This is a genomic window from Corallococcus sp. AB011P (genome assembly GCF_003611605.1).
In the GTDB taxonomy this organism is placed as follows: domain Bacteria; phylum Myxococcota; class Myxococcia; order Myxococcales; family Myxococcaceae; genus Corallococcus; species Corallococcus coralloides.
This window is the reverse complement of record NZ_RAVX01000003.1, coordinates 302,847-327,854: the sequence shown is the minus strand read 5'-3', so window position 1 is coordinate 327,854 and position 25,008 is coordinate 302,847. Positions and strand designations below refer to the sequence as shown.

The window sequence follows — 25,008 nt, the reverse complement described above, 5'->3', positions numbered from 1 at the left end:
TGTCATGATTGCCGGCCCAGGCTGCACCTCTCCCAAAGCCCAGAGGGCCCATGCGCGCGGATCGCCTCGTCCACCTGTTGATGCGCCTCCAGTCCCGGCCCCGCAGCACCGTGGGCGAGCTGGCGCGCGAGCTCCAGGTCTCCAGCCGCACCGTGCACCGGGACCTGGACGCCCTCTCCACCGCGGGCGTCCCCGTCTACGCCACCCGCGGCGCCGCGGGCGGCGTGGCGCTGATGGAGGGCTGGCGCACGCAGCTCACCGGCCTCACCCGCCCGGAGCTCCAGGCCCTGGCCACGGTGGGCGCCCCTGGAGCCCTGGACGACCTGGGCCTGTCCGGGCCGCTGCGCACGGGACTGGTGAAGCTGGCCGCCGCCCTCCCCGCCCTCCAGCAGCCCGCGTTGGAGCACGCGCGCCAGCGGCTGCACGTGGACGCCTCCGGCTGGTTCACCGGCCGTGAGCCCCTGCCGCACCTGGGCAAGCTGCGCGACGCCGCCTGGCAGGACCGCCGCGTGTCGCTGAGCTACCAGGACTTCGACGGCGCCCGCTCCCGCCGGACGGTGGACCCCTACGGGCTCGTGATCAAAGCGGACCGCTGGTACCTCGTCGCGGGGACGGACAAGGGCCCGCGCGTCTTCCGGGGCGGGCGCATTGGCGACGTGCGGCTGCGCCCCCAGGGCTTCACCCGCCCGCAGGGCTTCGACCTGCCCGTGTTCTGGAAGGACTGGTGCGCGAAGTTCGCCACCGAGCGCCCCCGCTACGACGTCACGCTCTCCTGCACGCAGGAGGGGGAAGCGGCGCTGCGGAGGATGCGTCCCCCGGCCGACGGTGAGCGCATCGACAAGGCGCCCGCGGCACGCGGTGGGAAGCGGAAGGTGACGCTGGACTTCGAGCGGGAGTCCATCGCGGTCTCCCAGCTGTGCGAAATCGGGGCGGGCGTGGAGGTGCTCGCCCCGGAACCACTGCGCCAACGGCTGGCCGCGCTGGCGGCCTCACTCCAGGCGCTCTACGGCGGGCCCGGCCGGAAGGGGCCGGGCCGCCGAGCCCGCTAGAAGTGCAGCGGGTGACCCAGCGTGGCCTCGGCGCCCTCGTGCATGATTTCCGAGAGCGTCGGGTGCGCGTGGATGGTGTGGGCCAGCTCCTCGGTGGTGATCTCCAGCTTCATCGCGACGCAGGCCTCGGCGAGCAGCTCCGTGGCGTGCGGCCCGATGATGTGGATGCCCAGCACCTCGTCGTACTTCTTGTCGGAGACGATCTTGATGAGGCCGACCGACTCGTTGGAGATGGCCGACTTCGTCACGGCACCGAAGGGGGCGATGCCCACCTTCACGTCGTAGCCGCGCTCCTTGGCCTTCTTCTCCGTGAGGCCCACGGACGCCACCTCGGGGTAGCAGTACGTGGCGGACGGGGTCAGGTCGTAATTGATGGGCGCGGGGTTCTTCCCGGCGATGTGCTCCACCACCATCACGCACTCGGCAGACGCCATGTGCGCCAGCATCGGCGTGGGGATGACGTCGCCAATGGCGTAGACGTTGGGCTCGCTGGTGCGGCACAGCGTGTCGACCTTGATGAAGCCGCGGTCCACCTGGACGGCCGTCTTGTTGAGGCCCACGTCCTCGGTGACGGGCGAGCGGCCCACCGCCGACAGGAGGATTTCGGCCTCCAGCGTCTTGGTCTCGTTGCCCACCGTCATGGTGACGCGCACGCCGTCCGCCGTGTGCTCCACCTTCTGCACCGCGGAGCCCGTGTGCACGTCGATGCCGCGGCGGCGGAAGACCTTGTCCAGCTCCTTGGAGATGTCCGCGTCCTCGATGGGGAGCAGCGCGGGCATGTACTCCACGATGGCCGTCTTGCTGCCCACGTGGTTGAACACGGAGGCGAACTCGCAGCCCACCGCGCCCGCGCCCAGGACGATGATGCTCTTGGGGATGCGGTCGATGGTCAGGATGGAGTCACTGTTCATCACCCGCTTGTGGTCCACCGCCACGTTCGGCAGGGACTTGGGCACGGAGCCCGTGGCGATGATGATGTTCTTCGTCTCCAGGGTCTGCTTGGAGCCGTCCTCCGCCGTGACCTCCACCTTGCCCTTGCCGGCGATGCGGCCGTGGCCCTTCACCACGGTGATCTTGTTCTTCTTCATCAGGAAGTCGATGCCGTTGGCACCCTTCGTGACGACCTTGTCCTTGTGCTTCTGGGCGTTGGCCCAGTTCACGGTCGGGTTCGCCACATCGATGCCGAAGTCGGACGACTCCTTGATGTGGTGGAAGAGCGACGCCGTCCACAGGAGCGACTTGGTGGGGATGCAGCCGCGGTGCAGACACGTGCCACCCAGGCGCTTGTCCTTTTCGATGATGGCCGTCTTCAGCCCGAGCTGGGCCGCGCGGATGGCGCCCACATAGCCGCCAGGACCCGAGCCGATGATCACCACGTCGAAAGTCTCAGCCACACACGCCTCCGGTCATTTTTGCGGATGGAACTCGCGGGCGCTGATAACCCCCGGTCCCGGTTGGAATCAAGGAGTTTGCTCGTGCGTCGCTTCCCGCTCCACACGCTTCTCTTGATGCTAGTAGCGCTGCTGGCGTTCGCGCGCCTCTATTACGTGTCGCATCAAGCCCCGCCCGCTCCGGCCCCCGGGAAGGCGCCGGGCCCAACGCCGGTGAGGATCACCCCGCCCGACCTGGGCCCCGCCGCGTGCCGGGGCCTGGACGCCGTCCTGGGGGACCTCCTCCAGTCCGACGGAGGCACCGGAGGGGACGCGGGCACGGCCTGGAGTGACGCGCGCCGCCAGCTCGGCGACTGCCCCACTCCTCCCGCCGCCGCCTGCGCCCGGGGCCCTGCCCTGGCCTCCCGCGCGCCCCTCATGGCGAAGGACGACCTGCCCCGCGAGCTGCTCGCCACCCTGTGCGAGCGATGTGCGCCCGCTGACAATCCCTGCGGCCTGGCCGTGACGCAGGCGTTGCGGGAGGCCGCGCGCCGGGGGAACCCGCCCCTCCAGGAGGCAAGCTGGAGCCTGGAGCACGCGGGGCCCGCCCTGGGCGCGGCCTGCCAGGAGCTCGCGCGCCAGGCCGTGGGCCCCGCGGCCGTGACGGGGGCGGTGGTGGAGCCGCAGCTGCTGGCGCTCACGGAGGCGCTGGCGCCCACGTGCGTGAAGACGGGGCAGTTGCCCGCGCCGCTCCTGAACGCGGCGGCGGTGCAGCAGGCCCAGCGGGCGCCCATGCTGGCGACGCTGAACACGGCGGGCTCGGTGGAGACGAAGCCCATCGAGCCGGATCAGCCGACGGGGCCCGGGGACGCGTTCCGCGCGTTCGACGGGGACGAGCTGTCCGGGGTGAAGCTGCCCATGGCGGACGCGGGCGCTGGCCGGGACGGCGCGCTGCGGCTGGGGTACGCGCCGTCGCTGAAGTACGTGGTGTCCTTCCAGGTGCGGGCCACGGGGCCGGGCTCCCTGAGGGCACACGTCCGCGCTCCGGACGGCGTGGGGCACGCGGATCCGGGCGGCAAGGACTTCTTCGTGGATCCCACCGTCTGCCGCTTCCACGGCACGGGCAGGTGGGAGATCTGCAAGCCCGGAGTCCCCCTGCTCGACGTGGACGCGGTGAGCGTCCTTCCGGAGCGGCCGGGGGTGGAGCTGAAAGAGCTGGAAATCATCGGCGCCCGGTAGGCTCGGGCGCCATCACGCACGCGGCGTCGGAGGGGCTCCGACGTCGCCCGCGTGGGTCCTCAGGCGATGAGGCCGCGGTCGCGCGCCTGACGGAAGATGGAGGACGCGTCCTTCTTCAGGGCGGTGGACACGTCCTTGACGATGGCGTCCGCCGACTTGGCGACCGACAGGTAGTTGTCGAACGTGCGCGTGAGGATGAGCACGCCCGAGATGATGACTCGCTGCAGGTTGTGCTGCAGGTCCGTGCCCTCGTACACGAGCCAGGACTGCTCACAGTAGCGGCGGCCCTCGGCGACCATCTGGTTCAGGTGCGCGCGCTCGGTCGCGTCGGGAACCTTCGCCTTGGGGCTGATGGACGCGATGTAGAGCACGTTCTGCCCCAGCCGCTGCGTCGCGTCCTCCATCTGCGCCATGATGGCCTGGACGTCATCCTTCGTCGGCGGGTTGTGCCAGCGCGAGAACAAGACGCGGTCGATGAGTTCGGATTGGTACGTGGCAGACACGAAGCCTCCGGGATGCGAACGCTGATGACGACGGGGCCGCTTCGTCGGGCACGGCCCGTGTCGCAGGGCGGAATCTGTACCAGGATCACAGAGGCGGTTGAAGAGTAGCGGACACACGCCTGCACCTTTGGGGCGCCTGTGTGCCAGCCACGCTGTGAGGATGCAGTGCAGCTGGACAACTCCGCCTGGGTCGAAACCGACACGCCAGACTATCCGGGGAATTCATGGCGGCTTCGGACGCGCGCGGGCGGCGAGGACGGCCTTCACGTCGTCCAGGGTCACGCCCAGGGCGCGCACCGCGACGAGCGCGTGGAAGAGCACGTCGGCGGCCTCTTCCGCGGCCCGGTGCGTGTCCGCGTCCGCGCAGGCGGTGACGAGCTCCGCGGCCTCCTCCCCCAGCTTCTTCAAGCGCAGGTTCCGGTCCTCCAGGAGGCGCCGGGTGTAGCTGGGCCTGGCGCCTTCGGGCTGGGGGCCGGACGCGCGTGCGGAGAGCGTCGCGTCCAGGTGCGCGAGCGCGTCCCAGCGGCCCTCGCCGAAGCACGTCTCCTCGCCGGTGTGGCAGGCGGGGCCGGCCTTGCGCACGCGCGCGAGCACCGCGTCGCCGTCACAGTCCGCGGTGAGGGAGACGACCTTCTGGGTGTTCCCGCTGGTGGCGCCCTTGTGCCAGAGGCCGCGCGTGCGCGAGCGGTAGTGCATCTCTCCCGTGGCGAGCGTGCGCTCCAGCGCCTCGCGGTCGGCGTGCGCCACCATCAGCACGTCGCCGGTGCTCGCGTCCTGCGTCACCACCGTCACCAACCCCTGGCCCTTGTCGAAGTTCAGCGAGGAGAGTTCCAGCGTCATGGCTGGACTCCCGTGCGCAGCACCTCGCGCACGCGCTTGGACAGCGCCGCGTTGGTGGCGATGCCGTCGCCGCCGAACGCCGTGCGAGCGCCCTTCCAGTCGGTGAAGACGCCGCCCGCCTCCTCGATGATGGGCTGCAGGGCCGCCGCGTCCCAGGGAGACAGGCCTTCGTCCACCATGACCTCCGCGCGGCCGGTGGCGACGAGGAGGTAGCCGTAGCAGTCCCCCCACGTGCGGGAGAGGGACGCCTGCCGCGACAGCTCCTTCCAGGCCGCGCCCTTCTCGGGGTTCTGGAGGAAGCGCTCATCGGTGACTAGCACCACGGCCTGCGCCAGCGAGTCCTGCTCCGACACGCGCGCCGCGGAGCCGTTCCAGAAGCAGCCCAGGCCCGGGGACGCGACGACCAGCTCATTCACAGCGGGGAAGTAGGCCGCGCCCGCGAGGATGTTCTCCCCTTCCGCCACCGCGACCAGCGTGCCCCACAGCGGCACGCCCCGGATGAACGTCTTCGTGCCGTCGATGGGATCCAATATCCACCGGCGCTTCGCGCCCGGCCGGGACTCGCCGAACTCCTCGCCCAGGATGCCGTCCTGGGGGAAGCGCGCCTCCAGCCATTCGCGAGCGGTCCACTCGGCGGTGCGGTCCGCCACCGTCACGGGCGTTCCGTCGCTCTTGGTGTCGACGGCGATGCCGCGCCGGAAGAAGTCCAGCGCCACGTCACCGGCCTTGCGCGCCACGTCGGCGGCGGCCTCCATCAAGTCTCGCGGGTCCGCGTTCATGTCGTGCTCCGGATGGCGATGCCGTTGTCGTTCAGCAGGGACTTCAAGGCGCCCACCGTGGTGAGGCCGTCGTGGAGGATGCCGGCGACGAGCGCCGCGTCCGCCGCGCCCAGAGTCAGCGCATCGCGCACGTGCTCCGCGCGGCCCGCGCCTCCGGAGGCGATGACGGGCACGTCCACGGCTTCCGCCACCGCGCGGGTCAGGTCCAGATCGTAGCCCGTGCGCGCCCCGTCCCGGTCGATGCTGGTGAGCAGCACCTCGCCCGCGCCGCGCCGGACGCACTCCTTCGCCCAGGCTACGGCGTCCAGGTCGGTGGGCCGCCGGCCGCCGTGCGTGTAGACGCGGTAGCGGTCTCCCTCGCGCTTCGCGTCGATGCTGGCCACCACGCACTGGGCACCGAAGCGCTCCGCGCAGCCGGTGAGGAGCTCCGGCGTGGCCACGGCCGCGGAGTTGATGCTCACCTTGTCCGCACCGGCCCTCAGCGCGCGGCCCACGTCGTCCACGGTGCGCACGCCTCCGCCCACCGTGAGCGGGATGAAGAGGCGCTCCGCGGTGCGCTGGACCAGGTCCCACAGCGTCTGGCGCTCTTCGGCGCTCGCGGAGATGTCCAGGAAGGTCACCTCATCCGCGCCGGCCTCCTCATAGCGCCGGGCCAGCTCCACCGGGTCGCCCACGTCGCGCAGGCCCTCGAACTGGACACCCTTCACCACGCGGCCGCCCTTCACATCCAGGCAGACGATGATCCGTCGGCGGAGCATCACTTCACCTCCAGGGAGACACTGCCCTTCATGCTGAAGACGACGCCGGAGTCCACCATCGCGTCGCGCAGCGCGAGCCCTAGCGCCTTGAAGGCCGCCTCGGTGAGGTGGTGGCTGTCCTTGCCGCGAAGCACGCGCAGGTGGAGCGTGATGCGCGAGTGCTCGCAGAAGGAGCGCATCCAGTGTTCATACAGCCGGTTCTTCAACGGGCCCCGGTAGTAGAAGCGACCGCCCGCGTCCAGGCACGCCTGCACCAGGGCGTCATCCATGGGCAGGGTGCGCTCGCCGTAGCGCGCGGCGGTGGCGGGGATGACGCGCTGGACGGCGGTGCCCAGGGTGATGGCCACGTCCTCCATCAGGTGGTGGCGCAGGTCTCCGCGAGCGCGCAGGGTCAGGTCCAGCCCCGCGTAGCGCGCGAACGTGGCGAGCATGTGGTCGAAGAACTTGAGGCCCGTATCCACCCGCGCCACGCCGGTTCCGCGCGCCAGCTCCACCGTGACCTGGGTCTCCTTCGTTTCGCGGACGACCGTGGTGACCGTGCTCATTGCGTGAACTCCCGCGCGACCGCGCGCGCATCCAACCGCCCCGTGTACAGCGCCATGCCCACCACCGCTCCGTATGCGCCCACCGCCGCCAGCGAGCGCAGGTCCTCCAACGTCGTCACCCCACCGGAGGCGTAGAGCCGGTGCCGGCTCGAACGGGCCACCTCCTCCATCAAGGGCAGGTCCACGCCGCCCAGCTGCCCCTCCTTGTGCACCGCGGTGACGAGCATCCCGCCCAGCGGCAGGGGCTCCAGCGCGGCCAGCACGTCGCGGATGTCGCGCGCGCTGCCGGACGTCCAGCCGCGCGTCACGACCTCGCGGCCCTTCACATCCGCGGCGACCACCACACGACTGGGAAAGCGCTCCGCGACCTCGGTGAGCCAGGCCAGGTCCTCGATGGCGCGGGTCCCCACGACGACCGAGGACGCACCGCCCGCGAGCACCGCCTCCACGCGCGAGGCGTCACGAACACCGCCGCCCACCGTGAAGGCGAGGCCCGGGGCATGCGACACCAGCCGGACCACCACGTCCGCGTTGGAGCCCTTGCCCAGCGCCGCGTCCAGGTCCACGACGTGGAACGTGCGGAAGCCCAGCGCGAGCCACTGCTTCAAGGCCTCCAGCGGATCATTCACGCGCACGCGCTCCGCCTCGTAGGAGCCCCCCACGAGCTGCACGCACGCCCCTTCCCGCAGGTCGATGGCCGGGATGGCGATCATGAGGACACCTCCTGGAGGAACGCCTGCACGAAGCGCACGCCCGCGTGGGAGGACTTCTCCGGGTGGAACTGCACGCCCAGCACGTTTCCGCGCCGCACGGAGGCGGGGAACCGGTCGCCCTCGTGGGTGGTCCAGCCCACCACTTCACGCGACTCCACTGCGCGGCAGACAAAGCTGTGCGCGTAGTACACGGTGGACAAGCGCGCGGACTGGAGCGCCCGGTCCTCCTCCACGTCGTTCCAGCCAATCTGCGGAACGTGCCGCGCGGCCAGCCGCGTCACCCGGCCCGGGAAGTAGCCGAGTCCCTGCCCTGCCCCTTCGTCGCTCTCCTCGAAGAGCAGCTGCATGCCCAGGCAGATGCCCAGGCACGGCAGGCCGGCGTCCAGCGCCTTGCGCATCGCCTCGCGTCCCGGAGCGAGCCGCGCCGCCGCCGAGCCGAACGCCCCGACGCCGGGAAGCACCAGGACGTCGGTATCCAGCGCGCGCAGCGGATCCTCCTGCACGCGCACGTCCGCGCCGGGCGTGGTGGCCAGCGCCTTGATCAGCGAGTGCAGGTTGCCCGCGCCATAGTCGAACAGGGTCACCCGCATCACAGCACCTCCTTCAGGGCCTTCAGCGCCGAAGCCATCATCGGCCAGGGACCGCAGCCGATGCGCAGCGCATCGCCCACTCCCGTGAGCCCTTCGAACACCCGCACGTTCACGTTGCGCTCCCGCAGCGCCTCGCCCACCCACCGCGCCTCTGGCACGGGGACGAGGAGGAAGTTCCCTTCCGAAGGGAGCGGATCCAACCCCAGCGCCTTCAAGGCGCCCCGCAGCCGCTCGCGGTTCTCCACCGCCTCCGCCGCGCAGGCCTCCATCCACGCGACGTCATCCGTGAGCGCGGCGACCGCCACGGCCTCGCCCAGCGCAGTGTGCTTGTAGGGCCCCCGGGCCTTCTCCACCTCCGCCACCAGCGACGGCGCCCCGACGCCCCAGCCCACCCGCAGCCCCGCGAGTCCGAACGCCTTGGACATCGTGCGCGTCACCAGCACGTTGGGCCGCGTCCGCGCCAGGTCGAGGAAGTCCCCGCTCCGCGTGAACTCCACATAGGCCTGATCAATGAGCACCACGCCCGGAGCGGAGTCCACCAGCCGCTCCAGCGCCGCGCGCGAAGCCACCGTGCCGGTGGGGTTGTTCGGCGTGCACACGTAGATGAGCCTGGCCCCCGTGGAGAGCAGGCCGTCCACGTCCAGGTCATGGTCCGCGCGCAGCGGCACGGGCGCCGGCTTGAGCGCGCTCAACCGGGCATACATGGGCACCATCACGAACGTGGGATCCGGAAAGGCCACCACGTCCCCGGGCTCCAGGAAGGCCCGCAGCGCGCAGTCGATGACGTCGTCCGAGCCGCAGCCCGTCGTCACGTTCTCCACCGCGACGCCCGCGTAGGTGGCCACGGCGCGCTTCAGGTCCGGCGCATAGCCGGCGGGATAGCGGGCCAGCCGCAGGAAGCCCTCCTCCCGCAGCACGCGATCCGCGGACGGCGGTGCGCCAAAGAGGTTGGTGTTGTCACTCAGGTCCACCCGGCACGGCTTCTTCGCCGGGGAGTACAAGGGGATGTCCCGATACGTCTCGCGAAATGGAATCACGGCACCCTCCAGGCCCGAGCCGCGGCCGCGTGAGCGAAGAGGCCCTCGCTGTCCGCCAGCGTCCCCACGTCGTCCGCCATCGCCGCCGCTGCTTCCGGTGTCACGCGTTGCCACGTGGTCCACCGGTAGAAGTCCAGCACGCTCAGTCCCGAGTACGCCCGGGCCAGTCCCGCCGTGGGCAGCACGTGGTTCGCACCGGTGAGGTAGTCACCGAAGGCCACCGACGCGCGCTGTCCCACGAACACCGTGCCCGCGTTGCGCACCCGCGCCAGGTCCTCCGAGGGCTTCGCCGTCGCGAGCAGCAGGTGCTCCGGTGCGAACTCCGCTACGAAGGGCCACGCCTCTTCCAACGAGTCGATACGCAGCACCGCGCCCCTGCTTCCCAGCGATGACAGGACGATGTCGCCGCGCCGGGCGACGCGTGCCTGCTGCTCCACCGCGTCCCGCACCGCCTGCGCCATCGAAGCGCCCACCACCAGCGCCACGCAGCAGGCCTCGGGGTCGTGCTCCGCCTGGGCCAGCAGCTCACGCGCCACGGCGTCCGGACGGGCGCTCGCATCGGCGACCACCAGGATTTCGCTCGGGCCCGCGGGCGCGTCGATGGCGACGGCGTCCACCACCTGGAGCTTCGCGGCCGCCACGTACGCGTTGCCCGGTCCGACGATGCGGTCCACGCGGGGAACGCTCTGGGTTCCGTAGGCCAGCGCGGCCACCGCGCCCGCACCTCCCAATGCGAACACCCGATCCGCGCCCGCGAGCGCCGCCGCCGCGAGCACGCCCGCGCTGGGAAATCCATCCGGCCCTGGCGGAGAGCAGACGATGACCTCGCCCACACCCGCGACCTTCGCGGGGACCACGCCCATGAGCACGCTGCTGGGGTACACCGCCCGGCCGCCAGGGGCGTACACACCGACGCGGCTCAGCGGATCCGGCCGGCGCCCCACGATGACACCGGGCTCCGTCTCCACCTCGATGGCCTGGGGCCGCTGCGCCGCATGTGCTCGGGCAATGTTGCGCGCCGCGCGGGTCAGCGCCTCGCGCACGTCGGAGGGAATCGACTCCAACGCCGCGTTCCATCGTTCACGCGGCACCTCCAGGGCCGCCAACTCCACGCGGTCGAACTCACGCGCGAAGTCGAAGAGGGCCCGGTCGCCTTCCGTGCGAACACGGGCAATCAGTGACTGGACGCGGGAAGCCACCTGGGCATCCGACTCTCCCGTGCGCGCCAACAGCTTCCGCCGCGCGTCGGGCTCCAGGGCGGACAGGGAACCCAGATACTTGAGAACCGAGGCGCTCATGGCGTCGCCCTCCCCATGCACATGACGCGAAGACCGGACTCGAAGGTGGAGGCGCTCATGCCATCAACCTCTCGATGCGAGTGACGAGGATGCCCTGCCCGCCCAGCGCCTTCAGCGCGTTGACCGTGCGGTAGAGGTTCCTCGACGAGACCACCGCGTGCACCGCGACGAAGTGGCCCCCGTTCATCACGTCCACCACCGTGGGGCCGTTGAGGCCGGGCAGCACCTCGCGCACCTGCTCCAGGGACGTCTTCGGGACGTTGGCCATCAGGTAGCGCCGCCCGCGCGCCGCCAGCACCGACCCCAGCGCCTGCGTCAGCTCCTCCAGCGCGCGCCGTGCCTCCGTGCCGTTGCGCGGATACGCCACCAGCCGGGCACTCGACTCCAGCACGGTGGCCACTTCCTTGAGGCCGTTCATCTTCAACGTGGACCCCGTGGACGTGAGGTCCACCACGATGTCCGCGATGCCCAGGTGCGGAGCGATCTCCGCCGCGCCGCTCACCGGCACCACCGTCACCTTCTGCCCACGCTGCTGGAAGAAGGCCTGCGTCAGCCGGGGGAAGCAGGACGCCACCCGCATCCCCTCCTTCACGTCCTCCACGCGGCTGATGCCGCTCTCGTCGCGCGCGGCCACCACCAACCGGCAGCGGCCGAACTCCAGGTCCATCAGCGGCTCCAGCTCGCGCCCGGCCTCGTTCACCAGGTCCCAGCCGGTGACGCCCGCCTGCGCGGCGCCGTCCGCGACGAACTCCGGGATGTCCTGGGCACGGACGAAGATGGCTTCGAACTCGCCGCCCAGGGACGCGGTGAGGGCCCGCTCGCCCCGGGCGCGCACCTCCAGGCCCGCGTCGTTGAACAGCTCGCGCACTTCCTCGGACAGACGTCCTTTGTTGGGCAGGGCAATCTTCAACATGGGTGGGCTCGGGGGACTGCGGTGGCGGAAACGAAAAAAGGCCCGTCCTGGGGGGACGGGCCTTCGATCACTGCGGCATCTGCCGGAAGTGGGTGCGTTCTAGTGCGTCACCCAGGCATGCGCGCGGCGAACGGTCCCGTCATGGGCCGGCCGATGATGCGCATGGTGGTGATGCATGGACGTGAAACGCACGGCCCTAGGGTTAACGACCGGAGGCCTCAGCGTCAAGTCGCCCCGGGTCATGGACTGTCTTGACGCTTGCAAACCCGTGCTCGCTTGAGCACAAGCGGCGCATGGCAACCTCCGACGTCCTCGTGGTGGGCGGTGGTGTGATGGGCTGTGGCATCGCGCTGAAACTCCGTCAGGCGGGTGCGCGCGTGACGGTGCTGGAGCGCTCCATCCCCGGCGCCGAAGCCTCCAGCGCCGCGGGCGGCATCCTCGCGCCCCAGTGGGAATCAGAAGGACCGGGCCCCTTCTTCGAGCTGTGCCTGCGCAGCCGCGCCCTCTACGGAACCTTCGCCGCGGAGCTGCGCGAGCTCTCCGGCGTGGACATCGCGTACCGGCCGTGCGGCCTGCTTCGCGTCGCGTTCGACGAAGCGGATCTCCACCATGTGGAGTCCACCGTGGGCTGGCAGCACGGCATGGGGCTGCGCGCCGAGCTGCTCGACGGCAAGGCCGCGCGCGAGCTGGAGCCCCACCTGTCCCCCGCCGCCGTGGGCGCCGCGCACTTCCCGGATGATCACCAGGTCGACAACCGGCTCCTCGTGCGCGCGCTCACCATGGCCGCCGCGCGCGTGGGCGCGGTGTTCAAGAGCGGCTACGTGCGCGGCGTGGTGCACGAGCACGGCCGCGCGGTGGGCGTGGATCTGGACGGCGAGGTGCTGCGCGCGGACGCCGTGGTGCTGGCGGCGGGCTCCTGGTCGTCCCTGGTCCAGGGTGCGGGCGTGTCCGCGCAGGCGGTGCGCCCGGCGCGCGGGCAGATGGTGCAGCTACAGACGCGGCTGCCCCTGATGGAACGGGTGGTGACGTCCGCCAAGGGCTACCTGGTGCCACGCGCGGATGGGCGGATCATCGCCGGCAGCACCATGGAGCACGTGGGCTTCGACAAGCAGGTGACCGCGGCGGGGCTGGCGCGCATCCTCGACATGGCCCTGCAGCTGTGCCCGGACCTGGCCAGCGCGCCCATCACGGAGACCTGGGCCGGCTTCCGCCCCTGGACCCAGGACGCGCTGCCGTACATCGGAGAGGGCCCCTCGCCCGGCCTGTTCCTCGCCACCGGCCACTTCCGCAACGGCATCCTGCTCGCTCCCATCACCGCGAAGCTCGTCGCCCAGGCCGTGCTGGGGGAGAAGCCCTCGGTGGACCTCACCCCCTTCCGTTACGACCGGGGGACGATGGCGCGCGGTTGACGCGGCGTGCCTGCCCGCCCTACTCCGGAAGGCGGGGAATGCCTCGAGAACCGGAGACGTTCACTTCGGAACCAGGGCTCGCACCCCACCCTGGATGGCAGGGAGGCGAGGGGGTGATGATTTCTCGCACTCGTTCGCCTTTAATCCCTGGAAACCTCTAGAATCTTCGGCCGTGGAAGCCATCCCCCCCGCACCGCCCAGAATCCTGATCGTCGACGACGACGATTCCGTCCGCGACGTCATCTCCGTGCTCCTCCGTGAGGAGGGCTACAACTGTGTCGTGGCCAACGGCGCCGAGATGGCGCTCGACGTGGCGGGTGAAGAAGAGACGCCGCTCGTCATCAGCGACATGAAGATGCCGGGCCGCGACGGACTCTGGCTGCTGGAGAACCTGCGCGAGCGGTTGCCGGACACGTCCGTCATCATGCTCACCGGCTACGGCGACACCGAGTCCGCCGTGGACTGTCTGCGCCGGGGCGCGGTGGACTACCTGCTCAAGCCACCCAAGCTCACGGACCTCATCCGAGCCATCGAGCGCGCGCTCGCCAAGCGCCGCATCGAGATGGCGCGCAAGCGCTACCAGAAGAAGCTCGAGGGCAAGGTGCGCGACCGCACCGCCGAGCTGCGCAGCGCGCTGCACAACATCGCGAACACGTACCAGAACACGCTGCTAGCGCTGGTGGCGGCCCTGGACGCGCGCGAGCACGAGACGAGCGACCACTCCCAGCGCGTGGTCAGCTACACCTCCGCCATCGCCACCCGCATGGGCATCCACGGCAAGGAGATGGAGGAGATCGGCCGCGGGGCGCTGCTGCACGACATCGGGAAGATCGGCGTGCCGGACGCGGTGTTGCTCAAGCCCGGCAAGCTCACCCCCGACGAGTGGCTGGAGATGCGGCGTCATCCGGAAATCGGTTTCCAGATGATCCAGAACATCCCCTTCCTCTCCACGCCGGCGGACATCGTCCTGTCGCACCAGGAGCGCTTCGACGGCGCGGGCTACCCCCGCAACCTCCAGCGCAACGAGATCCACATCGGCGCGCGCATCTTCGCGGTGGCGGACACGCTGGACGCGATGACGAGCGACCGGCCGTACCGCAAGGGCACGACGTTCGCGAACGCCATCCAGGAGATCAAGCGCTGCGCCAACACGCAGTTCGACCCAGAGGTCGTGAAGGCGTTCCTGGACATCGGCGAGGAGGGCCTCATCCGCATCAAGAAGGAGATGGCGGAGAAGAAGCTCAACCCGATGCAGGCCGCCGCGGACGCCGCCGAGTCCGAGGCCGAGCTGGCGCGGCTCACCGACCTGGACGACGAGCCGGACTCTCCGCCGGTAGGCAGCACGGCCACGCCCATTGGCGCGCCGCCCGTCGCCATCCGCTCAGCGTCCGGGACCGAGGGCTGAGGCAGTCCGCGGGAAGCGGTGCCTTTCCGCGCGGGGGTTGCTATCCATGAAGGCGGAAGGCCCCGCGATGACCGCCCCCCTGCCCGCTCCCAATCCGCTCGCCCCGCCGCTGTGTGACGCGCAGGGGCGGCGCATGACGTACCTGCGGCTGAGCGTCACGGACCGCTGCAACTTCCGCTGCACCTACTGCTCGCCCGCGTCGTGGGGCGGCAAGAAGGACCTGCTCGACGCAGGCGAGTTCGAGCGCATCGTCTCCGTCTTCGCGCGCATGGGCATCCGCCGCGTGCGGCTGACGGGCGGCGAGCCGCTCGCCCGGCCGGACATCCTCGACATCGCGCAACGCATCGCCGCGGTGTCCGGCGTGGAGCACCTGGCCATCACCACCAACGCGAGCCGCCTGGAGTCACTGGCCGGGCCGCTGCGCGCCGCAGGCGTCACCCAGCTCAACCTGAGCCTGGACACGCTGTCCGCGGAGGTGTTCCGGCGCATCTCCAAGCAGGGCGACTTCGCGGCGGTGCTGCGCGGCATCGACGCGGCGGCGGGCGCGGGCTACCAGTCGCTGAAGCTCAACGTCGTGGTGATGCGCGGCATCAACGACGGGGAGGTGCCGGAGCTGGTGTCGTACGCGCACGCGCGCGGCATCACCCCGCGCTTCATCGAGCTGATGCCCTTTGGCCAGGGCACGCCGGTGCCCACGGCGGAGCTGCTGGAGCGCCTGGCGGCGTCAGGCCGCGTCCTCACGGAGGAGCCACCAGAGGACACCGCATCCCCCACGTCCGGCCCGGCGCGCTACTGGCGCACGGACAGTGGGCGCGTGGGGTTCATCTCGCCGCTGACGCAGAACTTCTGCGGGGGCTGCAACCGGGTGCGGGTGGCGTCCAACGGCGACCTGCGCAGCTGCCTGGGCGGCCGGGCGCAGGCGCCGCTGCATCAGCTCATCCGGGGCGGCGCGACGGACGAGGAGCTGGCCGTGGCCGTGCGCCGCGCGCTGGGGGAGAAGCCGGAGGGGCACCGTTTCACGGAGGCCGGAAACGGCGCCACGCTCCTGCCCATGATGGGCATTGGCGGCTGAGGGTTACTTCACCAGCCGGATGTTCACGGGGTAGCGGTAGAGCTCGCCGTCGTTGGCCTTCAAGCCGGCGATGACCGTGAAGACGATCGAGACAATCGCCACCAGGGGCGCCAGGACGAAGCCGATCACCGCGCACATCAGCACCGCGGAGATGGCCATCGCGATGAAGGTGGTGATCTGGAAGTTGAGCGACTCCACCGCGTGCGCGCGGACGAAGGACGACTCCTTGCCCTTGGTCAGCATCAGGAACAGCGGCACCGCCCAGCCCAGGAAGCCCGCGCCGACGACGACACCGGCGATGGAGCCCAGATGGGCCAACATCCCCATCGTCTTCTCATCCGACGTCGCCGTCGGCGAACCGGTGATGAACGTGCCGAACTGCTGATCCTCGCGCTGACTCGGGTCCATGAAACGCCCTCCAAAATTGAATGGGCGCGACGGGCGCGCCCGGATGGGAGCACCATGACATGGCGTGTCGGTTCCTGTCATCCAGCGGGCAGGGGCCGAGCGTGCAGGCCCCCGTCCACCGGCGCCCGTCAGCGGTACAGCTCGTGGCCCGCCTTCTTGAATTCCTCGCTCTTCTCCTTCATCCCCTGCTCCAGGGCCTGGGCGTCGTTGACGCCGACCTTGTCCGCGTAGTCGCGCACGTCCTGGGTGATCTTCATGGAGCAGAAGTGCGGGCCGCACATGGAGCAGAAGTGCGCGACCTTGGCGCCTTCGGCGGGGAGCGTCTCGTCGTGGAAGGCGCGGGCGCGCTCGGGGTCCAGGGACAGGTTGAACTGATCCTCCCAGCGGAACTCGAAGCGCGCCTTGGACAGGGCGTTGTCGCGAGCCTGCGCGCCCGGGTGGCCCTTGGCCAGGTCCGCGGCGTGGGCGGCGATCTTGTACGTGATGACGCCCTCCTTCACGTCGTCCCGGTCGGGCAGGCCCAGGTGCTCCTTGGGCGTCACGTAGCAGAGCATCGCCGTGCCGAACCAACCGATCATCGCCGCGCCAATGCCGCTGGTGAAGTGATCGTATCCGGGCGCGATGTCCGTGGTGAGGGGCCCCAGCGTGTAGAACGGCGCCTCGTGGCACACGGCGAGCTGCTTCGTCATGTTCTCCTGGATGAGGTGCATGGGGACGTGGCCGGGGCCTTCGATCATCACCTGCACGTCGTGCTTCCAGGCCACCTTCGTCAGCTCGCCCAGCGTCTCCAGCTCGCCGAACTGCGCGGCGTCGTTGGCGTCCGCGATGGAGCCGGGGCGCAGGCCGTCGCCCAGGCTGAAGCTGACGTCGTACGCCTTCATGATCTCGCAGATCTCCTCGAAGTGCGTGTAGAGGAAGTTCTCTTTGTGGTGGGCCAGGCACCACTTGGCGAGGATGGAGCCGCCGCGGCTGACGATGCCGGTGAGGCGCTTCGCGGTGAGCGGCACGTACTGGAGGCGCACGCCCGCGTGGATGGTGAAGTAGTCCACGCCCTGCTCGGCCTGTTCGATGAGCGTGTCGCGGAAGATGGCCCAGGTGAGCTCCTCGGCCTTGCCGCCCACCTTCTCCAGCGCCTGGTAGATAGGCACGGTGCCGATGGGCACGGGCGCGTTGCGGAGAATCCACTCGCGCGTCTCGTGGATGTTGCGGCCGGTGGACAGGTCCATGACGGTGTCCGCGCCCCAGCGGATGGACCAGACCATCTTCTCCACCTCCTCCTCGATGGAGGACGTGACGGCGGAGTTGCCGATGTTGGCGTTGATCTTCACCAGGAAGTTGCGGCCGATGATCATCGGCTCCAGCTCTGGGTGGTTGATGTTCGCGGGGATGATGGCGCGGCCCCGGGCGATCTCATCGCGCACGAACTCCGGAGTAATCACACGCGGAATCGCGGCGCCCCAGGAGTGGCCGGGGTGCTGGGCGGCGAGTGAAGCATCGAGCTTCTGGTTCTCGCGCACGGCGACGTATTCCATCTCCGGCGTGATGATGCCCTTGCGGGCGTAGTGCATCTGGCTGACGTTGGCGCCTGCCTTCGCGACGCGGGGCTTGCGGATGTGGCTGAAGCGCAGGCCGTTGAGGCGCGGATCGGCTTCGCGGGCGCGGCCGTATTCCGACGTGATGCCGTCCAGTTCGTCCGTGTCGTTGCGAGCGCGGATCCAATTCCCACGGACGGCGGGCAGGCCTCGGCGCAGGTCGATGTCGGCGGAGGGGTCGGTGTAGGGGCCGCTGGAGTCGTAGACGTGGACGGGAGGGTTCGCGGTCTCCGGGCCGGAGTGGCCGTGGTGGCGCGTGGGCGTCTGGGCAATCTCGCGCAGGGGCACGCGGAGGTCGGGGTGCAGCGACCCGGACACGTAGACCTTGCGCGAGGCGGGAAGCGGACCGCGGCTGATCCCTTCCAGCACCTTCCCATCGACCTTCAGGCTCTTAGACGCTCCACTCATCGGACGGCTCCTCGTGAGAACGGACGGGAGACGGGACGGGAGCATGGAGCGCCCACACCGCTTCCCTCCGCCGGTACTAACCGGTTCAGGTTCAAAGGGATCGGACGCGGCCACACGTCCGTCTCAGCCCCCTTCCGGAGGCACCCCTAGCGACTGCGGAGCGGTGTAGCGCAGGGGCAAGCCCGCTTCAACCCGTGCGGATAGGGCCGTGGGGACAGGGACCTTGGCCAGAATCAGACGTCACGGTTCCGGCTCGGGTTTCGTCACTGACAGCTTGCACGGCGCAAAGCTTTTCATGCACTCCAGAATGTCTTCTTGACAATGTTTGAGAGAATACTGTTTAGGACTTCGGGAATAGGAGAAGTCCGACATGAGGGTGTGCGTTGGGGGAAGTCGTTTCTGGGGGGTTTTGGCCCTGCTGTCCCTGGCAGGGTGTAGCGAGAGCGGGACCTCGCGCGAGAGCGCACCGGCGACTTCGCCGCCAGTCCTGACGGAGCACCGGCCCCAGGGGAGTGGCACGGGGCGTATGGCTTTGGGTGAGGATTGCACCCAGGGCTCGCACTCGGATTGTGCGTCCGGGCTGTGCCTGCACGCCGCTCCAGGGGGCGCCTCCCGTGCGGAAGTGGGCTACTTCTGCAGCCGCACCTGCCAGAAGCCCACGGACTGCCCCGTTGACTGGCGTTGCCAGCAACTGCTGCCCACCACCCCGGAGCGCTTGTGCGTGCCGCCTTCCTCCTGGAAGGCCGCCGCCGCTGCTTCTCGGGCTCCCGAAACCAACCGCTGACATCCGCCTGGCTTCTTTCAGGAACTCCTCAATTCATGTCATCTTCCTTCAAGCCTCTGGCCTTGCTGGCCGCGGTGCTGGCGTGTCTGCCCGGCGTCGGCCTTGCCCAGGACTCGTGTGTCAACAACATCATCACTCATTGCGATGATGGCAAACAGGTGCAGTGCACCTGTGACGGCAGCACCCGCTGCGGCGACCTCACGAATTGCAAGAACGACCCCTTCTGCAACCCCGTCAACCCCGCCCCGGGCGCCCCCAACAACGCCGCCAGCTGCTGCCGCAGCACCTGGGCTTGCGCCACCCCGCCCCAGCCCTGCGAGGACGGCAATTGCCGTTGCAGCCCGGAAGGCGAGCGCCTCCCGACCGCGGGTGACCCGGTCAATGCCGCCTCTGGCGAGAGCATCCTGGTGGAGACCGACCTGGAGCTGGGCAGCGCCACGGGCGCCCTGACACTGCGCCGCTTCTACACGTCCGACTCCGCCGCCTGGTCCTACACCGGCAACGTCGTCAACAATGTGCCCAAGCCCTTCGGCGGCGTCCTCGGCAGTCAGTCCTCCCTCCACTGGTCCCACGAGTACTACAGCTTCGTGCACCTGACGTCCTCGCGCTGGACTGTCGTCCGGGGCAATGGCGCTCAGTCCCACTTCCCCCCCTGCACCGGCACCACCTGCTCGGCCACCGCTTCCACCAACTCCGGCAGCAAGCGCGAGCGGCTGCAGAAGACGGCCACGGGCTTCACGCTGGTGGAAGTCGGCGGCCGCAAGCTCGTCTTCGAGGCCAAGCACCTGGAGTCCGTCGGCGGCCAGACGCGCTACTTCCTCAGCCGCATCGTCTCGCCCAAGGATGTCACGCTGGCCACCCTGGCCTATGCCGCGCCGCCCGGCCCAGTGTGCTTACCAGCCGCCGCGACGGGCAGCACCCCAGGCGTCCCCTACCTGGCCTCCGTCACCGGCGCATCCGGCGCCATGGACTTCCAGTACGTCTCGCTCCACAGGCCTTACCCCTACAACGGCTCGCACTGCGTGCTTCGCAGTGTCACGCGCCGGGGTGAGTCCTCGCCTGCCGTCACCTACGCATACCAGTTGGAGGGCAGCACGGAAGTCGCCGGGCATATTGTCTCCGCCACCACGCCCAGCACCGTGCGCACGTACACCTTCACCAGCAATGCGCTGAAGGTCTCCACCGGCAACGTGCTCGTCATGACGCACACCTACTCGCTGGACTCACAGGGCAGCTCCACTGGCAAGGTGACGTCGGTGACGGGCGCCGGGGAGCAGCTAGCGGTGGGCACCTCGCAGAGCACCTCCTGCCAGCCCGGCAGCAACTGCTGCGGCGTGGCCCCCAGCAAGCGCGACCTCACCAACAGCAACGCCGGCCGCGGTGACGGCACCAGCGGTTCTGCCGGCTTCATGCAGTCCTTCGAGACGCTCACCAACGCCAGCCAGGCCACGGGCCCCCGTCTCTACCGGACGGTTGATTCCTGCACCGTCGCGGGCGCGTGCAGCCCCGGCAACGAGCGCAACGAGTGGGAGTGCGCCACCAGCACCTCCCCCGGTTTCCTCAAGGCCAAGAAGGACAAGCGCGACTTCTGGGAGGTCTACTCCTACGCCGCCCCGTCGAGCACCAGCGTGCCGGCCTCGCTTCTGGAGAATACGAGCGTCAAGCGCGGTGCCCAGGACATGACGGGCACCGGCGCCCTGGAGGAAGAAGCCTTCTCTTACACCTACGGCCCCAACGGCGAGCAATTGCTGGCCTCCTCGGAGAAGGACAGCGTGCTGGGCGCGGCTGGCCAGAAGGCCCGTACCTTCAACCGCTACGACGCCACCGGCCGCCTCTCGGCCGCCATAAGCTCCGGCTGGACGCGCGTCTTCAACGCTTCCACCGGCACCTGGAGCAGCGAGCAGCAGTGGCGGGGCACCTTCTTCCTCACCATCCGTACAGGCGAGAGCACGGCGGACCCCTTCGGCCGCACCGTCGAGCAACATGGCCCCTGCCTCGTCTCCAGCGAGGCCGCCACGGACTGCGCCACCGGCACGGTGTTCCCCGTGACGCGCAACTATTATTGGGCGGACACGGAGACGACGCCCCGCCGCAACCAGTTGCAGAAGGTGGCCCTGTACCCGGCCGGCCTCACAAGCACGCCCATCGACACGCTCTTCAACGCCTATGACGCTGGCGGGCATGTCACGGAGATGGTCGACGCGAACGGCGTCACCTTCCTCTCCACCTATCTCGACAAGCAACTCCTGACGCAGACCGTGAGGGTCACGGGTCAACCGGACGTGGTGACCGGCTACGGCTACGACTCCGCAGGCAATCAGACATACGTGCAACTGCCGGAGGGCAACTACGACGTCTCCTGCTACCGCCAGGGCACCAACTCCGGTTGCACGGGCGGCACCCTCACCGACAAGCTCCAGTGGAAGGCCAGATCCTCCACCGCGACCGCGGCCACCTGGTCTGAGAAGGTGACGTACACCTACTGGCCCGACGGCACGGTGAATGAGGAGCGCTACCTCGACGCCTCCGGTAACACCCGTCGACTTCTCTCCTACGCCGTGGACGCTCACCGCCGTCCCACCTGGACGAAGACGGGCACGGGCTCGGGCAGCTTCGTTGCCACGAAGAGCTACGACGCCACCAACAACCTCACGGGTGAAGGCAAGCCCTTCAACGCGCCTCCTGCATGGTGCGCGGTGGGCACGGGCGGCCAGCCGACGTCGGCGGCCTGCACCGCGATGCAATATGACGGTGCCAATCAGCTGCAGCGCATTGATGAGCATCCGACGGCTGGCACCACGACACGCACCTGCTTCAAGCGTGACGCGCATGGCAACGTCACCAGCGTAGACACGGGCCTTGCCGCCAGCACCAACTGCGCGACGGCAACGCCTTCCGCCAATGCCTCGCGCTACCAGTACGACGACTTCGGCAACGTGGTGGAGGCGACGCTCGCGGCCACTGGCAGCGGAAGCACGGCGGGCACTACCCGCTTCGCCTACGACTCGCAGGGACACTCCGTGGTGAAGCAGACGCCCGCCATGGCCTCGGCCCACGTCCGCGACCACCTCGCCTACGGCTACGACGCCATGGGACGGCCGCTCTCCGTCTCCCACGTCTCGCCGCTGGTCTCAGGCGGCGCGGAGACGCTCTACGCGCTGGGCTATGACGCCGCGGTGAGCCCCGACGCTTCCTGCGGCACGCTAACCAATACACTGGGCCGCCTGCGCTACCAGGACGACTCCTTCGGCCGCATCTGGTTCAGCTACGACGCCTGGGGCCGCAAGGTGAAGGAAGTGCGCCTGCGCACCGGCGCCACCACCTGCACCGGTACGCCCTTCCAGAATCCCCACACGCTCTACGCCTACAGCCTCAACGGCAACCTCACGCAGGTGACCTACCCCTACGGCCGCGTCGTCATCTACGGCTACGGCACCGGGGCCCTCACCGACCGCATCGAGCGCGTGAATGTCTTCACCTACGGTACGGGAGGAACCTCCTCCTCGACCGCCCTGCTCTCCCAGGTGGACTGGGAGCCCTACGGCGGCCTGCGCGGCTACCGCATGCACTTCGGTGCCGCCATCGGCAATGGCAGCGTCGAGTACGCCTTGGGTGACAACGCCGCTGCCGCCCCCGCCTCCTGCCCCACCACGATTCCCAGCGTCGGGACGGGAGACGCCACCGGCCGCCTTCGCGCCCTCTGGGTGTCCACGCTCGCCTCGGGCGCCAACTTCACCCCGGGCAGCGGCAACGGTGGCATCCTCAAGCAGGTGTACACGTGGCAGGCGGACCAACTGGTGCGCTCCGACTCATGCCTGCTGGGCGCCACCTCGCCTCTCACCGAAACCTACGGCTACGACGGCCTGCTGCGCCTGACGTCCGCCACCGGCACTCTCTCCACCACGGGCGGCGCCTTCACCTCGCGCGGCTTCGGCTACGACGCTCGCGGCAACCGCACCTCCGAGTCCGGCGAGGCCAACACCTGGGCTCTCACCTACTCCAGCGCCGGCCACCCGGACCGGCTCGTCTCCCGCGACTCCACCCAGACGGGCGCCACCCTCGGCCACTCCTTCACCTACGACGCCGACGGCCGCGTCTCCCAGAAGCTCTGGCGCCCGGCCGACGCACTCGGCAACGCCTTCCACCTTGATTTCACCTCTGGGCCCTCCTCCAACGGTGGCGCTGACACCGTCTTCAAGGCCATCAGCGTCAATGGCCTGACGTTCAACTACTTCTACGACGCCCAGGGCCGACGCCGCCTCAAGGACTACCCCACCGCCATCAAGGACGAGTACTTCTACAACCAGTCCCAGGGCCTCCTGGTGGACCAGGGCAATGCCTCTGCTTTCACCTCCACCACCCACCCGGTGGACGAGTATGTCTGGCTGGACGGCCGGCCCGTCGCCGTCATTCGCGGCAAGCTGGACGCCTCCTGGGCCCACCTCTCCGACGCCACCGCCGACTGCGCCCGCGACGGCCAGGCGGCCGCCTGCGGCACCTACCACCTCGTCACCGACTACCTCGGCAAGCCCGTCCTCATGCTGGACGGCCAGGGCCGCGTCACCGGCACCGGCGAGTACGACGCCTTCGGCCACGTCAACCGTGTCAGCGTCGACATCGAAACCCCCCATCCCTACAAGGTGACCACCACCACCTTCGGCGGCGTCATGAAGCAGCCCGACGTTACCGGCACCACCCTCCAGCAGCGCGTCCTCTTCGACGGGCTCGACCTCTGGAGTGAGTCCAAGCAGTGCAACAGCGGTTACGCCGACCGCAGTGACTCCGTCGCCATTCGCGATGAAGCCTCCAGCGCTGACTTGACGACGCGCGGCGCGTGGGCCGATGGCCGCGGCTGGACAGACTGGGTTACCCCCGGCGCTTCCGGTGTCCGCGCCGCCATCCTCAACTCCGGCATCGCCTCCTGCACCCAGGGCGTCACCTGCAATGACTCGGGCTGCCACGAAGACGTCTGCAACTGCTCGACGACGGGCTTCCCCCAAGGCTCCAAGCAGCAGAAGGGCGCCGTCATCTCCGCCTACGAGTACCGCCGCTTCCAGACGGGCGCATCCCCTTTCTGGACGCCTCTTCGCTTCCCTGGCCAGTACCACGACGCCGAGACCGACCTCTTCGAGAACTGGAACCGCTTCTACGACCCTGCGGTGGGGCACTATCTTCAGCCGGAGCCCCTCCTCCAGAAAGCCGCGCCTGGGGGGAAGACCACCACCAGCGAGGTCACCAACCTTTCCTCCTACCAGTACGCACAGTCGAACCCCACGAATTCGATTGATCCGGATGGCCTGTTCACGGCTGGAAGCACCTGCCCCGCTGATCTCCTGGAGCCCAAGCGAACCCAAGAGTGCAAGGATTACGCGAAAGAACACGTCAAGGATCCGTGTATGCGCGACTGCATCGTCCAGCAGTGCGAAAACCTGCATGTCGAGTGCGACTCAACCAGCCCGTATTGCAAGGACAGCCACGGCACTCCCGCTCCGTGGGCAGCGGCCCCTGAGCTGCTGAACGGAAACCTCTTCTGCAAGCCGCTCTACGTAGGGACCAATCTCCGAAAGAGGCCTGGAACCAATTCCGTCATCTGGTGTGAGAGGAAGTTCGACAGGGACAGGTTGAAAACCAGTGAACCCGAATGCCTCATCAAGATTCTGGTTCATGAGTTCTCACACACATGTGGCCAGAAACATCTCAATGACAGTGGCAACCCCCGAAGGGGCGCCGGCATCCCTGGCATTGCCGGCAATGGCATTGAAGGCTGCTTCGCAAAGAACTAGATCAGCATGGAAAAAACATTCCTCGCCCTCATGGCACTCCTCAGCGGCTGTTCCCACTCATCGATGCTCAAGCTCAATGAGTACGGACTTGGCCCGGCTGACACCGCGCTGATCGACCTGACCTTCAAGGACGTTAAATACGACGGCTCCATGTTGGAGGGGCGGATCGAGCTGTATGCAATGGAGGATGTAGACGTTCCGAACATCCTGGGATGGAAGACCCTCATTCTTGACAGAGCGTGGACCTGCGACACGCATGAAGACATCGGTCTGGCACATGTCGACTACGCTGCGAATCCAGACGATCGCCAGGATGTGCTGCGTCTCAGGAAGGGCGACATCTATGGCGGCCAGATGAGATTCCCCGTATCGCTTGCCAAGGACGGAGGGCCCGACTGCATTCGGTACGAGGTCGTGTACGCGCCAGACGGACAGTTTCACGGTTACCTCGCCATCAAGGTCGCTGGCACGGCCAAGCGAGAGCCCTCCGCTCCGAACCCGTGACTTTGACGA

General features: G+C 69.1%; 21 protein-coding genes and 1 riboswitch. Of the genes, 7 read left to right on the top strand and 14 right to left on the bottom strand.

Annotated elements, in window-relative coordinates:
- Nucleotides 1–50: 50 nt before the first annotated feature.
- Nucleotides 51–1,049, top strand: coding sequence for a YafY family protein (locus D7X30_RS11115; protein ID WP_120562863.1), 999 nt, complete (start codon nucleotides 51–53; stop codon nucleotides 1,047–1,049).
- On the opposite strand, the gene lpdA is transcribed toward D7X30_RS11115, so the two are convergent.
- Nucleotides 1,046–2,443: a dihydrolipoyl dehydrogenase gene (gene lpdA / locus D7X30_RS11110; RefSeq protein ID WP_120562862.1), complete on the bottom strand. Its 1,398-nt coding sequence runs from the start codon at nucleotides 2,441–2,443 to the stop codon at nucleotides 1,046–1,048. The two genes, D7X30_RS11115 and lpdA, sit on opposite strands and share 4 nt — an antisense overlap.
- Before the next feature lie 114 nt (nucleotides 2,444–2,557).
- Between lpdA and D7X30_RS11105 the strand changes: the two genes are divergently transcribed.
- On the top strand, nucleotides 2,558–3,658 hold the full coding sequence (locus D7X30_RS11105) for a hypothetical protein (protein ID WP_233591510.1): 1,101 nt from the start codon (nucleotides 2,558–2,560) through the stop codon (nucleotides 3,656–3,658).
- Between the two features lie 59 nt (nucleotides 3,659–3,717).
- Here the strand turns inward: D7X30_RS11105 and D7X30_RS11100 are convergent, their stop codons facing one another.
- The 10 genes from D7X30_RS11100 to hisG all read right to left on the bottom strand — a co-directional run bounded on the left by D7X30_RS11100 (nucleotide 3,718) and on the right by hisG (nucleotide 11,634).
- A complete protein-coding gene (locus D7X30_RS11100) occupies nucleotides 3,718–4,161 on the bottom strand; it encodes a DofB protein (protein ID WP_120562860.1) in 444 nt (147 codons plus the stop codon).
- 222 nt (nucleotides 4,162–4,383) lie between these two features.
- Nucleotides 4,384–5,001 carry a bifunctional phosphoribosyl-AMP cyclohydrolase/phosphoribosyl-ATP diphosphatase HisIE gene (gene hisIE, locus D7X30_RS11095; RefSeq protein WP_120562859.1) on the bottom strand — a complete coding sequence of 206 codons (618 nt, stop codon included), beginning with the start codon at nucleotides 4,999–5,001 and terminating at the stop codon, nucleotides 4,384–4,386.
- A complete protein-coding gene (hisN, locus tag D7X30_RS11090) occupies nucleotides 4,998–5,780 on the bottom strand; it encodes a histidinol-phosphatase (protein WP_120562858.1) in 783 nt (260 codons plus the stop codon). The genes hisIE and hisN overlap by 4 nt, the downstream gene beginning before the upstream one ends.
- Nucleotides 5,777–6,541 carry an imidazole glycerol phosphate synthase subunit HisF gene (hisF, locus tag D7X30_RS11085; protein ID WP_370039871.1) on the bottom strand — a complete coding sequence of 255 codons (765 nt, stop codon included), beginning with the start codon at nucleotides 6,539–6,541 and terminating at the stop codon, nucleotides 5,777–5,779. The genes hisN and hisF overlap by 4 nt, the downstream gene beginning before the upstream one ends.
- The gene (locus tag D7X30_RS11080; protein WP_120549859.1) at nucleotides 6,538–7,083 is read right to left on the bottom strand and encodes an imidazoleglycerol-phosphate dehydratase; all 546 of its coding nucleotides are present in this window, start codon (nucleotides 7,081–7,083) and stop codon (nucleotides 6,538–6,540) included. The genes hisF and D7X30_RS11080 overlap by 4 nt, the downstream gene beginning before the upstream one ends.
- A complete protein-coding gene (locus tag D7X30_RS11075; RefSeq protein WP_120562856.1) occupies nucleotides 7,080–7,796 on the bottom strand; it encodes a HisA/HisF-related TIM barrel protein in 717 nt (238 codons plus the stop codon). The genes D7X30_RS11080 and D7X30_RS11075 overlap by 4 nt, the downstream gene beginning before the upstream one ends.
- Nucleotides 7,793–8,386 carry an imidazole glycerol phosphate synthase subunit HisH gene (hisH, locus tag D7X30_RS11070; RefSeq protein WP_120562855.1) on the bottom strand — a complete coding sequence of 198 codons (594 nt, stop codon included), beginning with the start codon at nucleotides 8,384–8,386 and terminating at the stop codon, nucleotides 7,793–7,795. Before hisH ends, D7X30_RS11075 begins: the two co-directional genes overlap by 4 nt.
- A complete protein-coding gene (locus D7X30_RS11065) occupies nucleotides 8,386–9,423 on the bottom strand; it encodes a histidinol-phosphate transaminase (protein WP_120562854.1) in 1,038 nt (345 codons plus the stop codon). Before D7X30_RS11065 ends, hisH begins: the two co-directional genes overlap by 1 nt.
- Nucleotides 9,420–10,721, bottom strand: a complete 1,302-nt coding sequence (gene hisD, locus D7X30_RS11060; protein WP_120562853.1) for a histidinol dehydrogenase — start codon at nucleotides 10,719–10,721, stop codon at nucleotides 9,420–9,422. The genes D7X30_RS11065 and hisD overlap by 4 nt, the downstream gene beginning before the upstream one ends.
- Nucleotides 10,722–10,776: 55 nt before the next feature.
- Nucleotides 10,777–11,634: an ATP phosphoribosyltransferase gene (hisG, locus tag D7X30_RS11055; RefSeq protein WP_120562852.1), complete on the bottom strand. Its 858-nt coding sequence runs from the start codon at nucleotides 11,632–11,634 to the stop codon at nucleotides 10,777–10,779.
- A gap of 293 nt (nucleotides 11,635–11,927) precedes the next feature.
- Here hisG and thiO point away from each other — a divergent pair, with 293 nt between their 5' ends.
- The 3 genes from thiO to moaA all read left to right on the top strand — a co-directional run bounded on the left by thiO (nucleotide 11,928) and on the right by moaA (nucleotide 15,520).
- A complete protein-coding gene (thiO, locus tag D7X30_RS11050) occupies nucleotides 11,928–13,043 on the top strand; it encodes a glycine oxidase ThiO (protein WP_120562851.1) in 1,116 nt (371 codons plus the stop codon).
- Between the two features lie 172 nt (nucleotides 13,044–13,215).
- Nucleotides 13,216–14,448 carry an HD-GYP domain-containing protein gene (locus D7X30_RS11045; RefSeq protein ID WP_120562850.1) on the top strand — a complete coding sequence of 411 codons (1,233 nt, stop codon included), beginning with the start codon at nucleotides 13,216–13,218 and terminating at the stop codon, nucleotides 14,446–14,448.
- Nucleotides 14,449–14,515: 67 nt separating this feature from the next.
- The gene (gene moaA, locus D7X30_RS11040; RefSeq protein WP_120563270.1) at nucleotides 14,516–15,520 is read left to right on the top strand and encodes a GTP 3',8-cyclase MoaA; all 1,005 of its coding nucleotides are present in this window, start codon (nucleotides 14,516–14,518) and stop codon (nucleotides 15,518–15,520) included.
- A gap of 3 nt (nucleotides 15,521–15,523) precedes the next feature.
- On the opposite strand, the gene D7X30_RS11035 is transcribed toward moaA, so the two are convergent.
- From D7X30_RS11035 to D7X30_RS41930, 3 genes are all read right to left on the bottom strand, one after another.
- Entirely contained in the window at nucleotides 15,524–15,928 is a 405-nt protein-coding gene (locus tag D7X30_RS11035; RefSeq protein WP_120562849.1) for a DUF4870 domain-containing protein, read from the bottom strand.
- Between the two features lie 128 nt (nucleotides 15,929–16,056).
- Entirely contained in the window at nucleotides 16,057–17,928 is a 1,872-nt protein-coding gene (thiC, locus tag D7X30_RS11030) for a phosphomethylpyrimidine synthase ThiC (RefSeq protein ID WP_120562848.1), read from the bottom strand.
- 45 nt (nucleotides 17,929–17,973) lie between these two features.
- Nucleotides 17,974–18,086: riboswitch (TPP riboswitch) on the bottom strand.
- Between the two features lie 469 nt (nucleotides 18,087–18,555).
- Nucleotides 18,556–18,705, bottom strand: a complete 150-nt coding sequence (locus D7X30_RS41930; protein WP_158619239.1) for a hypothetical protein — start codon at nucleotides 18,703–18,705, stop codon at nucleotides 18,556–18,558.
- A 42-nt stretch (nucleotides 18,706–18,747) separates the two neighbouring features.
- On the opposite strand from D7X30_RS41930, the gene D7X30_RS11025 reads away from it, so the two are divergent.
- Nucleotides 18,748–24,495, top strand: coding sequence for an RHS repeat-associated core domain-containing protein (locus tag D7X30_RS11025; RefSeq protein ID WP_120562847.1), 5,748 nt, complete (start codon nucleotides 18,748–18,750; stop codon nucleotides 24,493–24,495).
- 6 nt (nucleotides 24,496–24,501) lie between these two features.
- Entirely contained in the window at nucleotides 24,502–24,999 is a 498-nt protein-coding gene (locus D7X30_RS11020) for a hypothetical protein (RefSeq protein WP_014396511.1), read from the top strand.
- The last annotated feature ends 9 nt before the right edge of the window (nucleotides 25,000–25,008 follow it).

Bases quoted from the DNA above. Each gene is read 5' to 3' on its own strand.
- hisD (WP_120562853.1), bottom strand. From the start codon at position 10,721: ATGAGCGCCTCGGTTCTCAAGTATCTGGGTTCCCTGTCCGCCCTGGAG.
- hisG (WP_120562852.1), bottom strand. From the start codon at position 11,634: ATGTTGAAGATTGCCCTGCCCAACAAAGGACGTCTGTCCGAGGAAGTG.
- hisH (WP_120562855.1), bottom strand. From the start codon at position 8,386: ATGCGGGTGACCCTGTTCGACTATGGCGCGGGCAACCTGCACTCGCTG.
- D7X30_RS11080 (WP_120549859.1), bottom strand. From the start codon at position 7,083: ATGAGCACGGTCACCACGGTCGTCCGCGAAACGAAGGAGACCCAGGTC.
- D7X30_RS11105 (WP_233591510.1), top strand. From the start codon at position 2,558: ATGCTAGTAGCGCTGCTGGCGTTCGCGCGCCTCTATTACGTGTCGCAT.
- thiO (WP_120562851.1), top strand. From the start codon at position 11,928: ATGGCAACCTCCGACGTCCTCGTGGTGGGCGGTGGTGTGATGGGCTGT.
- hisN (WP_120562858.1), bottom strand. From the start codon at position 5,780: ATGAACGCGGACCCGCGAGACTTGATGGAGGCCGCCGCCGACGTGGCG.
- D7X30_RS11020 (WP_014396511.1), top strand. From the start codon at position 24,502: ATGGAAAAAACATTCCTCGCCCTCATGGCACTCCTCAGCGGCTGTTCC.
- D7X30_RS11035 (WP_120562849.1), bottom strand. From the start codon at position 15,928: ATGGACCCGAGTCAGCGCGAGGATCAGCAGTTCGGCACGTTCATCACC.
- hisIE (WP_120562859.1), bottom strand. From the start codon at position 5,001: ATGACGCTGGAACTCTCCTCGCTGAACTTCGACAAGGGCCAGGGGTTG.
- D7X30_RS11115 (WP_120562863.1), top strand. From the start codon at position 51: ATGCGCGCGGATCGCCTCGTCCACCTGTTGATGCGCCTCCAGTCCCGG.
- D7X30_RS11075 (WP_120562856.1), bottom strand. From the start codon at position 7,796: ATGATCGCCATCCCGGCCATCGACCTGCGGGAAGGGGCGTGCGTGCAG.
- D7X30_RS11025 (WP_120562847.1), top strand. From the start codon at position 18,748: ATGTCATCTTCCTTCAAGCCTCTGGCCTTGCTGGCCGCGGTGCTGGCG.
- moaA (WP_120563270.1), top strand. From the start codon at position 14,516: ATGACCGCCCCCCTGCCCGCTCCCAATCCGCTCGCCCCGCCGCTGTGT.
- thiC (WP_120562848.1), bottom strand. From the start codon at position 17,928: ATGAGTGGAGCGTCTAAGAGCCTGAAGGTCGATGGGAAGGTGCTGGAA.